Annotated in this window: 14 protein-coding genes; 4 read left to right on the forward strand and 10 right to left on the reverse strand. The window is 71.2% G+C overall.

The window, feature by feature from the left end:
• Nucleotides 1-64: 64 nt before the first annotated feature.
• Nucleotides 65-652 (forward strand): Uma2 family endonuclease, encoded by a 588-nt coding sequence (locus OOZ19_RS11705; RefSeq protein ID WP_266090209.1) that lies wholly within the window; start codon nucleotides 65-67, stop codon nucleotides 650-652.
• Nucleotides 653-673: 21 nt separating this feature from the next.
• Here OOZ19_RS11705 and OOZ19_RS11710 read toward each other — a convergent pair whose 3' ends face one another.
• From OOZ19_RS11710 to OOZ19_RS11730, 5 genes are all read right to left on the reverse strand, one after another.
• Nucleotides 674-1,831: a sensor histidine kinase gene (locus tag OOZ19_RS11710; RefSeq protein ID WP_266090102.1), complete on the reverse strand. Its 1,158-nt coding sequence runs from the start codon at nucleotides 1,829-1,831 to the stop codon at nucleotides 674-676.
• Complete coding sequence (locus OOZ19_RS11715) at nucleotides 1,828-2,514, reverse strand: response regulator transcription factor (RefSeq protein WP_266090103.1); 687 nt, start codon at nucleotides 2,512-2,514, stop codon at nucleotides 1,828-1,830. The genes OOZ19_RS11710 and OOZ19_RS11715 overlap by 4 nt, the downstream gene beginning before the upstream one ends.
• Nucleotides 2,515-2,592: 78 nt before the next feature.
• Nucleotides 2,593-4,524: a 1-deoxy-D-xylulose-5-phosphate synthase gene (gene dxs / locus OOZ19_RS11720; protein ID WP_266090104.1), complete on the reverse strand. Its 1,932-nt coding sequence runs from the start codon at nucleotides 4,522-4,524 to the stop codon at nucleotides 2,593-2,595.
• A 379-nt stretch (nucleotides 4,525-4,903) separates the two neighbouring features.
• Nucleotides 4,904-6,148: a class I SAM-dependent RNA methyltransferase gene (locus OOZ19_RS11725; RefSeq protein ID WP_266090105.1), complete on the reverse strand. Its 1,245-nt coding sequence runs from the start codon at nucleotides 6,146-6,148 to the stop codon at nucleotides 4,904-4,906.
• Nucleotides 6,145-8,157 carry an APC family permease gene (locus OOZ19_RS11730; protein WP_266090106.1) on the reverse strand — a complete coding sequence of 671 codons (2,013 nt, stop codon included), beginning with the start codon at nucleotides 8,155-8,157 and terminating at the stop codon, nucleotides 6,145-6,147. Before OOZ19_RS11730 ends, OOZ19_RS11725 begins: the two co-directional genes overlap by 4 nt.
• A 233-nt stretch (nucleotides 8,158-8,390) precedes the next feature.
• Here OOZ19_RS11730 and OOZ19_RS11735 point away from each other — a divergent pair, with 233 nt between their 5' ends.
• Both OOZ19_RS11735 and OOZ19_RS11740 read left to right on the forward strand, forming a co-directional pair.
• Nucleotides 8,391-9,056 carry a potassium channel family protein gene (locus OOZ19_RS11735; RefSeq protein ID WP_266090107.1) on the forward strand — a complete coding sequence of 222 codons (666 nt, stop codon included), beginning with the start codon at nucleotides 8,391-8,393 and terminating at the stop codon, nucleotides 9,054-9,056.
• On the forward strand, nucleotides 9,056-9,715 hold the full coding sequence (locus OOZ19_RS11740) for a potassium channel family protein (protein ID WP_266090108.1): 660 nt from the start codon (nucleotides 9,056-9,058) through the stop codon (nucleotides 9,713-9,715). The genes OOZ19_RS11735 and OOZ19_RS11740 overlap by 1 nt, the downstream gene beginning before the upstream one ends.
• Before the next feature lie 37 nt (nucleotides 9,716-9,752).
• Here OOZ19_RS11740 and OOZ19_RS11745 read toward each other — a convergent pair whose 3' ends face one another.
• The 4 genes from OOZ19_RS11745 to dut form a co-directional block, all read right to left on the reverse strand.
• On the reverse strand, nucleotides 9,753-10,586 hold the full coding sequence (locus tag OOZ19_RS11745) for a DUF3159 domain-containing protein (RefSeq protein ID WP_266090109.1): 834 nt from the start codon (nucleotides 10,584-10,586) through the stop codon (nucleotides 9,753-9,755).
• Nucleotides 10,583-10,960: an OB-fold nucleic acid binding domain-containing protein gene (locus OOZ19_RS11750; RefSeq protein ID WP_266090110.1), complete on the reverse strand. Its 378-nt coding sequence runs from the start codon at nucleotides 10,958-10,960 to the stop codon at nucleotides 10,583-10,585. The genes OOZ19_RS11745 and OOZ19_RS11750 overlap by 4 nt, the downstream gene beginning before the upstream one ends.
• A gap of 263 nt (nucleotides 10,961-11,223) precedes the next feature.
• A complete protein-coding gene (locus tag OOZ19_RS11755; RefSeq protein WP_266090111.1) occupies nucleotides 11,224-11,871 on the reverse strand; it encodes a DUF3710 domain-containing protein in 648 nt (215 codons plus the stop codon).
• A 4-nt stretch (nucleotides 11,872-11,875) separates the two neighbouring features.
• Nucleotides 11,876-12,370 (reverse strand): dUTP diphosphatase, encoded by a 495-nt coding sequence (gene dut, locus OOZ19_RS11760; RefSeq protein ID WP_266090112.1) that lies wholly within the window; start codon nucleotides 12,368-12,370, stop codon nucleotides 11,876-11,878.
• Nucleotides 12,371-12,394: 24 nt separating this feature from the next.
• Between dut and OOZ19_RS11765 the strand changes: the two genes are divergently transcribed.
• Entirely contained in the window at nucleotides 12,395-12,898 is a 504-nt protein-coding gene (locus OOZ19_RS11765; RefSeq protein ID WP_266090113.1) for a DUF3093 domain-containing protein, read from the forward strand.
• Between the two features lie 411 nt (nucleotides 12,899-13,309).
• Here OOZ19_RS11765 and OOZ19_RS11770 read toward each other — a convergent pair whose 3' ends face one another.
• On the reverse strand, nucleotides 13,310-13,612 hold the full coding sequence (locus OOZ19_RS11770) for a DUF4193 domain-containing protein (protein ID WP_266090114.1): 303 nt from the start codon (nucleotides 13,610-13,612) through the stop codon (nucleotides 13,310-13,312).
• Nucleotides 13,613-13,989: the final 377 nt, after the last annotated feature.

The following is a 13,989-nucleotide window of genomic DNA, read 5'->3' on the forward strand; positions in this document are numbered from 1 at the left end:
TAAGCTGGTGCTGTCACGATGGAGCCGTCCCCAGGAAACGAGGTGATGACCGGTGGTTGCGCCGATGCAGCACGAGCTCGGGCCCTTCACGGTCGCGGATTGGCACGCGCTCCCCCCTCGTGAAGACGGCTCGCGCCTTGAACTGATCGAGGGCTACTGGCTCGTGACACCCGCACCATCCGGACAGCACCAGTTCGCGGAGAAGCGCGTCGTGAACTTGCTGGACTCCGCCATCGAATCCGCACCGCGCGCCGAGCGGCAAGAACTCACTGCGCTGAACGGCATCGGCGTAGAGGTCAACACGAGGAATCGCACCGCGATCATCCCCGACTTCGCCGTGCTGAACGTCCCGCCGATCGGCAACACGTTCAAGCCTGCGGACGTGCTGCTCGTCGGCGAGATCTGGTCGCCCGGCAACAGCTTCATCGAGCAGCGCGGCAAGTTCGACGGCTGCGAGCGCGAGCGGATCCCCTTCTTCTGGAGCATCGCCCAGGACGAAGTCGGGCCCGTCGAACTCGTGGCTTACCGGCTCGTCGGACGGCGCTACGAGCAGGAGGACCACGTCAAGCTCGGAGACGGTCGGCTGACGATCACGGCTAGCCCGGTTCCGGTCGAGGTCGACATCGCGCACCTCCGCTACTCGCGCAGGTAGCACGCTCCCCATCCGGGAACCTCAAGCGGTGGGCAATACGACGGCGATGGCCAGCCCGCCGCTGTCGAGCGGCTCGGCCGTCACCCTCCCGCCGTGGGCGGTGACGGCTGCTCGGACGATGGACAGGCCCAGGCCCGCGCCGGTGCGGGCGGTGCGCTGCACGCCGGCGCGGCGGAACGGGTCGAACAGGGCGTCCACCTGATCCGGGTCGATCAGCGGCCCTGAGGACGACACCCGCAGCATTGCCGCACGCCCGGCGGTCGTCGTGCTCACCTCGACCCAGCCGCCGTCGACGTTGTGCCGCACCGCGTTCTCCAGCAGGTTGCCCGCGACCCGTTCGAGCAGCGCGGGGTCTCCCAGCACGAAGACCGGCTCACCGCGGCAGGTGATCCGCACCGACCGCGCCTGCGCCTCGGCCTCGACGCCGCGCCGGGCTCGGGCCGCGACCTCGTTGAGGTCCACCCGCTCCCGCCCCGCCAGCTCCGCGCCGTCCGTGCGGGCCAGCAGCAGCAACGACTCCACCAGGCGTTCGGCGCGCGCCGCGGCCTCGCGCAGCACGGCGGCCATCCGGCGCAGCTCGTCGGCGTCCGCGTCGGGATCGGTGAGCGTCACGTCCAGCTCGGTGCGGATCACCGCCAGCGGGGTGCGCAGCTCGTGGCTGGCGTTGGCGACGAACCGGCGCTGCGAGTCGAAGGCCGTCTGCAACCGGTCCAGCATCGCGTCGAAGGTGTCGGCGAGCTCCGCGACCTCGTCGCGCGGGCCGCTCAGCGTGATCCGCTCGTCCAGCGACTCCGCCGACAACCGGCGCGCCGAGGCCGTGACCTCGTGCAGCGGGCGCAGCACCCGGCCGGTGACCGTCCACGCCAGCACCGCCGCCGCCAACACCACGGCGACGAACGCGACACCGCCGACGACGAGCACCTGCTCCCGCGCGGCGGTGCGCAACGCGACGCCCAGCTGCTCGGCGGGTACCTCGACGTCGCCGAGCCGCACCCGGCCACCGGCGGGCAGCCGCGGCACCCCGGCGACGACGTTGCCCACCAGCATCCAGCCCAGCCACAGCAGCAGGGCGCTCACCGCGGCTACCAGGCCGGTCGCCAGCAGGGTCAGCCGAGCCCGCAATCCGGGGCCGCGGCGGGGCGACGGCCGCAGGGGCGGTGCCGATCGGGCCACGCTCATGCCCCGGCGTGCTCGGCGCGGCCCGCCGTGGGCACCCGGTAGCCGGAACCGACGACGGTGTCGATGACGCCCGGATCCCCCAGCTTCTTGCGCAAGGTCATCATCGTGACCCGCACGGTCGTGGTGAACGGGTCCGCGTGCTCGTCCCACACCCGTTCGAGCAACTCCTCCGAGCTGACCACGGCCCCACCGGCGGCGAGCAGCACTTCCAGGACGCCGAACTCCTTGCGGGTCAGGTCCACCTCGTCGCCGCCGCGCAGCACCACCCGGCGCGCGGGGTCCAGCGACAACCCGAGCGCGGTCAGCAGCGGAGGCACCGCCGGGGTCGCGCGCCTGCCCAGCGCCCGCACCCGCGCGGTCAGCTCCGGGAAGGCGAACGGTTTCGCCAGGTAGTCGTCCGCGCCCAGCGACAGCCCGTCCACCCGGTCCTGCACGGTGCCGCTGGCGGTCAGCATGAGCACCCGCGTGAGCTCACCGGAGGCCACCACCTCGCGGCACAGCTCATCACCCGACATCACCGGCAGGTCGCGGTCCAGCACGATCACGTCGTAGCGGGTGATCGATGCCTTCTCCTGGCCGACCTCGCCGTCGTAGGCGACGTCCACGGCCATGCCCTCCCGCCGCAGCCCGCGGGCGATCGCGTCCGCCAGCGGCTGCTCGTCCTCGACCACAAGGATTCGCACCCGTTCACCGTGCCACAACCGGCACGAGCGGGGATCACCAGCGGTGGGCGACCGGTCCGGCCGCCCACCGCGGCGGGCTCACGCCTCGCGGCGCACGGGGCTGTCGAACTCGTTGTCCTGCTGCGCCGTGCGGATCCGGTCGGCGAACCACTCCGTGATGCGCCGCGCCACGTCCTGCTCGGTCAGCCCCAGCTCCGCGAGCACCTGCTCGCGCGAGGCGTGCAGCAGGAACTCGTTGGGCACCGCGAGATCGCGCAGCGGCACGTCCACCCCTGCGTCGCGCAGCGCGGCGGCCAGCGACCAGCCGAAACCACCGTTGCGCCCGGAGTCCTCCAACGTCACGACCAGCTCGTGCTCGGCGGCCATCGTGACGACCTGCTCCGGCACCGGCTTCATCCAGCGCGGGTCGACGACGGTGACCCCGATGCCCTGCGCGGCCAGTCGCCGCGCCGCGGCCACCGCGGTCTCGCCGAACGCGCCGACCACCGCGAGCAGCACATCGCTGTTCTCGCCACCGGCGGGCCGGTGCAGCACGTCCACGCCGCCGACGCGCTCCAGCGCCGGCACCTCCTCGATCACGGAGCCCTTCGAGAACCGCACCACCGTCGGCCCGTCGTCGACGGCGACGGCCTCGCGCAGCTCCTCGCGCAGCGTCACCGCGTCGCGCGGCGCCGCGACCCGGATGCCGGGGATCACGTTGAGGATCGACAGGTCCCACATGCCGTTGTGGCTGGCCCCGTCGTCACCGGTGACCCCGGAGCGGTCCAAGGTGACCGTCACCGGCTGGCGGTGCAGCGCCACGTCCATCAGCAGCTGGTCGAACGCGCGGTTCAGGAACGTCGAGTACACCGCGAAAACCGGGTGCAACCCGCCCATCGCCATGCCCGCCGCCGACGTCATGGCGTGCTGCTCGGCGATGCCCACGTCGAAGCACCGGTCCGGGTAGGCCTTGGCGAACTTGTCCAGCCCCGTCGGCCCGAGCATGGCGGCCGTCATCGCGACCACGTCGGAACGCTCGCCGCCGATGCGCACGAGCTCCTCGGAGAACACGTTCGTCCAGCTCTTCGGCGTCGGCGAGGTCGGCACCCCGGTCTCGGGGTCGATCACCTTCACCTGGTGCATCTGGTCGGCCTCGTGGTTCTCCGCCGGGGCGAAGCCGTTGCCCTTGCGGGTCACCGCGTGCACGATCACCGGGCCGCCGAAGGAACGTGCCATGGTCAGCGCCTGCTCCATGGCCTTCATGTCGTGGCCGTCGACCGGCCCGAGGTACTTGATGCCGAGGTCGGAGAACATGACCTGCGGGCTGAACGCGTCCTTGAGCCCCGACTTCGCGGCGTGCAGACCGGTGTAGAGCGGGCGCCCCACGACCGGCAGGTTGCGCAGCGTGCTGCGACCGCGCTCCAGCGCCTTCTCGTAGCCCGGGTTGAGCCGCAGCGCCGACAGGTGCTCCGCGAAACCACCGATGGTCGGCGCGTAGGAACGGCCGTTGTCGTTGACGACGATGACCAGCGGGCGTTCCTGGTCCGCCGCGATGTTGTTCAGCGCCTCCCAGCACATGCCGCCGGTGAGCGCGCCGTCGCCGACGACCGCCACCGCGTGCCGCCCACCGCCGGTGAGCTGGAACGAGCGGGCCAGCCCGTCGGCGTAGGACAGCGAGGTGGAGGCGTGCGAGTTCTCCACCAGGTCGTGCTCGCTCTCGGCGCGCGACGGGTAGCCGGACAGGCCGTCCCGCTTGCGGAGCCGGTCGAAGCCTCCCTGCCTGCCGGTCACGATCTTGTGCACGTACGCCTGGTGCCCGGTGTCGAAGACCACCGCGTCCCGCGGCGAGTCGAAGACCCGGTGCAGGGCCAGCGTGAGCTCCACCGCGCCCAGGTTCGGGCCGAGGTGCCCACCTGTGCGGGACACCTTCTGGATCAAGAAGGACCGGATCTCAGCGGCCAGCTCCACCAGCTCACCGTGCTCCAGGCGTTTCAGGTCGTCCGGACCTTGCACGGATTCCAGCAGCGTCACCGCTCCACCTCGTTCGTCATCCCGCGTCACTTGCCTTCACCACCCGTGCGGGGGGCCTCACGACGGCCGGGCGCACCCCTGGGGGACCGGCGACCAGTCTACGGAGCATGACCACCCGCTCGGGACAAGGTACGCAGCAATCGCGATGAGTGAGATCACCGGGCCGGAGGACCACGGCAGGCGCAGGACCGGCGGCTACCGGTGCGATGCGGCGTTCGGAAGCCGCTTGAACACAGGGATTTCCTCCGGTCGAGGTGAGCAAGCATCACCCGTTCCGAGTAACGCGAACACGGTACGTCTCCGAATCCGGTCGCCGGTTCGCGCAGTGCCCGCTGGAGCGGACGCGGCTCCCCGCGCAGGGCGGGGAGCCGCGCGCTCGTCAGGCCTCTCGTTCCAGCAGGGCGATGCACTCCATGTGGTGCGTCATCGGGAACGCGTCGAACGCCTCCAGGTCGGCGAGCCGGTACCCCTGCTCGGCGAACAGGCTCACGTCACGCGCCAGCGCGGCCGGATCACACGCCACGTGCACCACGCGCGCGGGCCCGGCCGCGCACACGGCTTCGACGATCCGTCGTCCCGCGCCCTTGCGCGGCGGGTCCAGCACGACCACGTCGGGCGTGGGCAGCGTGTCGTCGTCGAGGACGTCCTCGACGGTGCCCGCCCGGAACGAGATCTGGGGCAGGTCGCGCAGGTTCGCCACCGCGTCCTCGGTCGCCCGGCGCGAGGACTCCACCATGAACACCTCGCCACCTGGGCCCGCCTGCTCGGCCAGCACCGCCGCGAACAGCCCCACACCGCCGTAGAGATCCCACGCCACGCCGCCCTGGGGCACCGCGGCCATCCGGCCGACGACCTGGGCGAACGTGTGCGCCGCAGCCGGGTGCACCTGCCAGAAGCCGTCGGCGGAGAACTCCCACGAGCGCCCCGCCGCCCGTTCCCGCGCGATCCCGGAACCCTGCACGTGCGTGTTGACCACCGGGGTGCGCTTGCCGCGGCGGCGCTGCGGCGCGCGTTCCCGCTGCGTGACGTGGACCTCGGCGTTCGCGTCCGCGGCGACCTCCAGCTCCGCGCCCTGCGGCCACTCGCGGTCGGTCAGCCCGTCCAGCGCCCCCTGCACGGTGATCGGGCAGTCGTCCACCGGCAGCACCCGGTGGCTGCGGTGCGGGTGGAAACCCGGTCGGCCCACCCGGTCCACCGCCAGCCGCACCCGCGTGCGCCACCGCAGCAGGCCGCCCGGCAGCTCGCGCACCTCGACCTCGCGGTCCAGCCCGGCGAGGCGCTGCAACTGCTCGCGGATGACCGCCGCCTTCAGCTCCCGCTGCGTCGTTCCATCGGCGTGCTGCCAATCGCACCCGCCGCAGCGGTCGTGGCCCAGCGCCATGTCCGCCAACGGGCACGGCGGCGCCACGCGCCCCTCCGCCGCGGTGAAGACCTCCACCGCGTCGGCGCGGCAGAAGCTCTTGCCGGGATCGTCGGTGACCTCGGCGAGGACCACCTCCCCCGGCAAGGCGTGACGCACGAAGACGACCCGTCCCTCATGCCTGGCCACGCAGTGGCCGCCGTGCGCCACCGGCCCCACGTCCAGCTTCAGACGCTTGCCGGTCCAATCCAACTTGCCGGTCACCGACGTTCATTTCCCTTCGATTCGCCCAAACCGCGACGCAACGCGCCCGGCATCACCCGCTGCTTGGCACGCTGCTTCGCACGGGTCGACGACGCGAGCTGCCACGGCACGCTCGTCACCATCACACCCGGTTCGAACAGCAGCCTGCCTTTGAGCCGCAACGCGCTCTGGTTGTGCAGCACCTGCTCCCACCAGCGCCCCACCACGTACTCCGGGATGAACACGGTCACCACGTCGCGCGGGCTGTTGCGGCGGACCCGCTTCACGTATTCGATCAGCGGCCGAGTCACCTCACGGTACGGGGACTCGATGACCTTCAGCGGCACCGGCATGTCCTTGGACTCCCAAGCCGCCCGCAACGTCCGGGTACCCGACTCGTCGACGTTCACCGTGACCGCCTCCAACGTGTCCGGACGGGTCGCCCGCGCGTACGCCAGCGCGCGCAACGTGGGCAGGTGCAGCTGCGACACCAGCACGATGGCGTAGTTCCGGGACGGCAGCACTGCGGGCTCCTCGTCGTACTGCGCGAGCTCCTCCTGCACCGAGTCGTAGTGCTTGCGGATGGCGGTCATCAGCAGGTAGATCGCACCCATCGCCGCCAGCGCGATCCACGCGCCCTTCGCGAACTTCGTCATCAGCACGATCAGCAGCACGGAGCCGGTCATCAGCAGGCCGAACCCGTTGATCGCCTGCGAGCGCCGCATCCGGCGCCGCGCCAGCGGGTCCTTCTCCTTGCGCAGCAGCCGGTTCCAGTGCCGCACCATGCCGGTCTGGCTCACCGTGAACGAGACGAACACGCCCACGACGTAGAGCTGCACCAGCCTGGTGACCTCCGCGTCGAAGGCCATCACCAGCACCACCGCGAACGCGGCGAGGAACAGGATCCCGTTCGAGAACGCCAGCCGGTCCCCCCGGGTGTGGAACTGGCGCGGCAGGTAGCGGTCCTGGGCGAGGATCGATCCGAGCACCGGGAACCCGTTGAACGCCGTGTTCGCCGCCAGCACCAGGATGGTCGCCGTCACCGCGGTCACGTAGTACGCGCCGGGCGGGAAGACGCTGAAGACCGCGTCCGCGACCTGCGCCACCATCGTCTTCTGCTCGTAGCCGGGCGGGGCCGAGATGATCTGCGCGGCCGGGTTCTCCGCGAGCCGCACCCCGGTGATCTGGGCCAGGTAGATCAAGCCCATCAGCATGGTCACCGAGATCACGCCCATCATGAGCAGGGTCGTCGCGGCGTTGCGGGACTTCGGCTTCTGGAACGCGGGGACTCCGTTGCTGATCGCTTCCACACCGGTCAGCGCCGCCGCGCCCTGCGAGAACGCCCGCATCACCAAGAAGACGAACGCGAGCCCCGCCAGCTGGTTCTCGTCCGGCATGATCTCCACGGTGGCGCTCTCCGCCCGCATCGGCTGGTCCAGCACCACCGCGCGGAACACCCCGAACGCGATCATGCCGAGCACGCCGAACAGGAACGCGTACACCGGCACCGCCAGGAACCCGCCCGACTCGCGCAGCCCGCGCAGGTTGATGGCGGTGAGCGCGACGATCGCCGCCACCGCGAACCACACCTTGTGGGTGGCCACGAACGGGATCAGCGCTCCGATGTTCGCCGCCGCCGACGAGATCGACACCGCCACGGTCAGCACGTAGTCCACGAGCAGCGCGCTGGCAACCGTGAGCCCGGCCTGCTTGCCCAGGTTCACCGTCGCGACCTCGTAGTCGCCGCCGCCGGACGGGTAAGCCCGCACGTTCTGCCGGTAGCTGGCCACGACGGTGAGCATCACCAGCGCGACCAGCGCCCCCACCCACGGCGTGAAGGCGTAAGCGGACAGGCCGGCGACCGAGAGCACCAGGAAGATCTCTTCCGGGGCGTAGGCCACCGAGGACATCGCGTCGGAGGCGAACACGGGCAACGCCAGCCGCTTGGGCAGCAACGTGTTCGCCAACCGGTCACTGCGGAACGGACGCCCCACCAGCAGGCGTTTTGTCGCGGTCGCGAGCTTGGACACGGCCACGAGCGTAAGTGCTCGGCTCGCTCGCGCTCCCGCACCCGCCCGTCGTGGCGCGGGTGGTGTCGACCCCGGCGGCCGGTGCCGTGCGCCGGGCCTCGGATACGGTGCAGCGCTGTAAGCGGCGGTCCCTGTCGCGGTACGCGTGCGGGCCCCGCGCAGGTGCCCTGCCGGGTACCGTCACGCTGATGCGGCGGGGCCCCGCCGACACGCCCGTGACAAGGAGACAGGCCGTGCACGTCGTGATCCTGGGCTGCGGCCGGGTCGGGGCCTCCCTGGCCACGGCCGTGCAACGGCTCGACCACACCGTCGCCGTCGTGGACAAGGACGACACCGCGTTCCACCGGCTGGGCAAGGACTTCACCGGCCACCAGATCACCGGCAACGGCTTTGACCGGGACGTGCTCGTCGAAGCGGGCATCGAATCCGCGGCGGCGTTCGCGGCGGTCTCCAACGGCGACAACTCCAACATCATCGCCGCCCGCGTGGCACGCGAGACCTTCGGCGTGGAGCACGTCGTGGCCCGCATCTACGACCCCAAGCGGGCCGAGGTCTACCAGCGGCTCGGCATCCCCACCGTGGCGACCGTGCCGTGGACCACGGACCGCTTCCTGCGGATGCTGCTGCCCGAAGGCGTCGCCACCGCCTGGCGGGAACCCTCCGGCGCGGTCGCCGTGCTGCAGCTACCGCTGCACGAGGACTGGGTCGGTCGCCGCATCGTCGACCTGCAGGACACCATCGGTGCCCGCGTCGCGTTCGTCATGCGGTTCGGAAACGGCGTGCTGCCGGAGCCGAAGACCGTCATCCAGGCCGACGACACGCTCTACGTCGCCGCGTTGTCCGGCACCGTCACCGACGTCACCGCAGCAGCTCTGCGCGCACCAGAGGAGACCGAGTGATGCGCATCGCGATCGCCGGCGCCGGGGCCGTCGGCCACTCCATCGCCAGCGAGCTGCTCGATGGCGGCCACGAGGTCATGCTCATCGAGCGCAGCACCGAGAACTACCGGCCGAAGAGCATTCCCGGCATCGAGTGGGTCCTCGCCGACGCCTGCGAACTCGCCTCGCTGGAAGAGGCCGGGTTGCAGTCCTGCGACGTGGTCATCGCGGCCACCGGCGACGACAAGGTCAACCTCGTGGTGGCGCTGCTGGCCAAGACCGAGTTCGCGGTGCGGCGCGTGGTGGCCAGGGTCAACGACCCGCGCAACGAGTGGCTGTTCACCGACGCCTGGGGCGTCGACGTGGCGGTGTCCACGCCGCGGATGCTGGCCGCGATGGTCGAGGAGGCCGTCAACGTCGGCGACCTGGTGCGGCTGATGACGCTGCGCCAGGGCCAGGCGAACCTGGTCGAGATCACGCTCCCACCGGACACCCCGCTGGCCGGTCGCCGAGTCCGGGACCTCGAGCTGCCGCCGGACGCGGCGCTGGTGACGATCCTGCGCGGCGGCCGGGTCATCGTGCCGCAGCCCGACGACCCGGTGGAAGCGGGCGACGAGATGTTGTTCGTCGCCGCCGCTGAGATGGAGCAGCGGATCCGCGAAGTCGTCCACGGCCGCTGACCGGCCGGAGCCCGCTCCCGCGGGCTCCGGCGGAAGCTCAGCCGGTGGCGGGGCCGGGACGTTCCGGTTCGCCGGACGCGGCCTGCTCCGGGCGACCGGAGTGCCGGGCGTAGGCCGCCCGGTCCGCGGCCTCCTGCTCGGCGAGCTCCCGGTCCGCCGCCTCCTGCGCGATCTTCGAAGCGCGGCGGACGGCCCAGACCGTCACGACCAACGCCAACGCCGTCAGCGGATAGCCCATGGCGATGCGGGCGAACGCCAGCCAGCCGGTCTCGTCCGCGTTGTACAGCCACTGCTGCACGACGTACTTCGCGGCGAACACCACGACCCACGCCAGCGTCGCCAGGTCGTACGCGCGCAGGGCCGCGCGGTGCTTGCGCCACCCCATGCCCAGCGAGTTCAGCGCGGACCAGGCCACACCGACCAGCGGCCAGCGCACCAGCACCGACACCAGGAACACGCCGCCGTACACCAGGCTCGTCCAGATGCCCAGCAGGAAGAAGCCCTTCGCGTCACCGGAGCGGTAGGCGATGAACGAGCACACCGCCACCCCGAGCACCCCGGAGATCGCGGGCTGCAGCGGCTCCTTGCGCACCAGCCGCCACACCGCGATGGCCACGGCCAGCCCGACGGCGGCCCAGATCGCGGGCATCAGCCCGGTCAACGCGTTGACCACGACGAAGACCACGATCGGCACGGCCGAATAGGCGAGCCCGGAGACACCGCCCATCTGCTCCAGCAAGGTCTGCTCGGCCGCTCCCGCCGGAGCGGCCTCGGCGTCGGTCGGTGTCCGTCCCGGCGAGCCCGAGGGCCCGGAGCTCGGCGAAGCCGAATCGGGGCGCTGGTCGGAGGCCGGTGTTTCGCGTTCGCTCATGCGGTGTTCTGCAACTCGTAGTAGGGGTTGTACAGCACTTTGCAGCCGTCCCGGACCGCGATCCTGCCGCGGGCCTTGATGGTGCGGCCCGGTTCGATGCCGGTGATCCGGCGCCGGCCGAGCCACACGAGGGTGACGCCCTCGGTGCCGTCGAACAGTTCGGCTTCCAACGTCGGAGCGGAGCTCGTCGGCGACATGTCGACGCTGCGCAGCCTGCCGAGCACCACGGCCTCCTGGCCGCACCGGCAGTCGCAGGCCCGCTGCGCCCCGCTCGCCTGCGAGCGTTCCGAGAGGTCGTCGGCGTCGAGCTCGGCGACATCGCTGGTCAGACGACGCATGAGGCGGCGCCAGTAGCCGCCCCCGGTGTTGCTCATCGCTAGCGCTCCACGTACGCCTGGGATCGAACACGGTCGGCGGGAACCGCCTCGAGGCGGCGACCGCCGGATTCTCCGGTGACTTCTCGGGGCACTGCTGCGCGCTCCGGACACCAGCGTAGCCCGTGCTCAGCGGCACGTCGCCATCCTGGCGGCAAATCGAACTTGATCACACGATCAGGTCATTCCGGCACGTCCGGGGGTGTCCTGCGGCGCCCGCACGGCGCGGCAGGACCGCCCCGGCAAGGCGACGGCTGCGGCCTCTAGGCCTGCTGCTCGCCGTTCTGCGACTGCTGGATGTGCCGCGCGATGGACTCCGGCAACTCGATCGGCAGCGGCGTGCGCACCGGCAGCGGATCGTCACCGCGCACCACGACGGTGTTGTCCAACACCGTGTACAGCAGCTTGGAGCACGCCTCGGCGCTCTCCCCCGGACCGGCCGCCACCCCGCGGACCATCCAGCGCGGACCGTCGATGCCGACGAACCGCAGCGCCGCCCGCGGCGAGTCGGCGACCAGTTCCGGGCCCCACTCGCCGTCCTGCTGGCCGACCTTGGCGCCGTCCCGGCGCAACTGCTCCGCCAGCTCGTCGCGCACCTCGGGCCACAGCTCGGCGCTGCGCGGAGCGGCGAACGCGCTGATGGTCAACCGGCCCACCTGGGTCACCAGGTGCACGGCTCGCACCGGACCCGCCGGGTCCACCTCGACCTGCAGCTGGCTGCCCTCCGGGATCGGCAGGCGCACCGAACCCAGGTCGAGCCGCTCCATGTCGTCGCCCTCGGGAAGCTCGCTGAGGTCGTACGGCCCCAGCCCGGACTCGTCCCCCGTGGCGGCATCGGCCATGTCCGCGTTCTCGGACGCCCCGGCCTCGTCCTGCCGCGAGCCTCGCCCGCGACGGCCCAATCCGAACATCCCCTCAGACCTCCGTCCTGTGATCGGCCCCGGCGGACGCCGGCCCCGTCAGCACCTCGTGCCCGCCGGTGGATCCATGACCACCGGTCCCCCGCTGCGACTCGGGCAACCGCTCGACCTCCTCGAACACCGCGCACTCCACGCGTTGCACGACCAGCTGCGCGATGCGGTCACCGCGTCGCAACGACAAGGTCTCAGCACGATCATGATTGATCAAGCAGACCTTGATCTCACCCCGGTACCCCGAATCGACGGTGCCGGGAGCGTTCACCACCCCCAGCCCCGCTCGCGCGGCCAGCCCGGAACGCGGGTGCACGAAACCGGCATAGCCCTCCGGTAACGCCAGCGAGACGCCGGTACCGACGAGCGCGCGCTCGCCGGGGCGCAGCACCAGGTCGCTGGTCGTCACCAGATCGGCGCCGGCATCACCCGGTCGGGCGTAGGACGGGATCGGTACGTCGGGGTCGAGACGGGTCAACAGGACCTTCACGTTCGGCACGGGCGGCGAGACTACCCTGGAGGCGTGTCGGAGAGCGCAGAAGCAACCAGCCCCGCCGCGGACACCCCCGGTCAGGGGAACGCGAGCGAGCCCGCGGTCTACCGGGAGCGCTTGTTCGCGTCCTGGTGGACCTGGCCGCTACCGCTGGTCATGGCGATCCTGCTGGCCGCCGAGGTGCACATGGGCTACCCGGGCATCCGGGCCTGGCTGCCCTACGTGCTGCTGCTGCCGATCGCGGTGGCGGTTCCGCTGTGGCTCGGCCGCACGAAGATCGAGGTCACCGGCGGCGAGCTGTGGGTGGGCGACGCCCACCTGCCGCTGCGGTTCATCGAGGACGCCGAGGTCGTGCCCGCCGCGGAGAAGCGACGAGCGCTGGGTCCCGACCTCGACCCGGCCGCATTCGTGGTGCACCGGCCGTGGGCACCGACCTCGGTGCGCATCTGGCTCGACGACGAGGACGATCCGACGCCCTATTGGGTGGTGAGCACCCGCCGTCCGGAGCAATTGGCGGCGGCATTGCGGCGGTGAGCCGCACTCGTCCCGCCGAGTGGCGCCATTCGGCCCGGTGCCGGATCGCCCGAGGCGATCCGAGTGGATCGCGGCTCGCGCCGCATCGGGATTCGCGGGCCACCGCGGGACGATCGGGCAGCGGCGTTTCCCGATCGGGAAAACAACAAACCTGGGCGCACGACCACCGCGTGTGCCCAGGTCCGTGTTCGATTGATGCGCCCGCCGGTCGCCGCTCGATTCGCCGCGGCCCATCCCGCGACGCCAAGCCGGTCGCCCCACCGGCCGGGGCGCCCCCGAGCCACCTCGGGCTCGGGCGCCCGGACCGGCCGGTCCGGTCATCAGGACCGCCCCTCCAGGTCGATCCCGCCACCGGCCCCCGGCCGGACGTCACCGCAGGCCACCCCGCCCGCGGACTCCGCCCGGAACTGCTCAGACAGCGCAATCGCGGCAGATCAGACCGCCGTTGCGCTCCTCCGCGAGCCTGCTGCGGTGGTGCACCAGGAAGCAGCTGGAGCAGGTGAACTCGTCGGCCTGCTTCGGCAGGACCTTGACGGTCATCTCCTCCCCGGACAGATCGGCTCCCGGCAACTCGAAGTTCTCCGCGATCTCCGATTCATCGGTGTCGACGACACCGGATTGCGCTTCATTGCGCCGCGCCTTGAGCTCCTCCAACGAGTCTTCCGTCATTTCCTCGGACTCGCTGCGGCGCGGAGCGTCGTAGTCGGTCGCCATCGTGATTCACCCCTGCGATAGTGGAGACTGCAATGGTGTGCCGCTGGTAAACGTTCCAGGGCTCTCATTTGTGCCCGAGGGCTTGCGTGACGGTGATCTCGCCTTGCTGCGCCCCAAGTTCCCCCGAAACGAGCGTCTCTCGCTCCCCGTCACTGCCCGAGGCGCCGAGAGGGTAGCCCATCCAGGAACGGCGGACGCATGAGGTCACCCATATGTGTGGTGTGCACTGCACCAGAGCATCCAACAAGATCACCCGGACGTCTGCTTCAGCAGACGCAACGAGTGCGACACGACGGCCCGTCCGGCGACGCGGAACCAACCACGAGCGCCTAGGCTGATCGCGCAACGTCCGATCCGATGACGGCAAGGGAGAGTGG

Origin of the sequence: Saccharopolyspora sp. NFXS83, from assembly GCF_026241095.1 — a bacterium.
Taxonomy (GTDB): domain Bacteria; phylum Actinomycetota; class Actinomycetes; order Mycobacteriales; family Pseudonocardiaceae; genus Saccharopolyspora_C.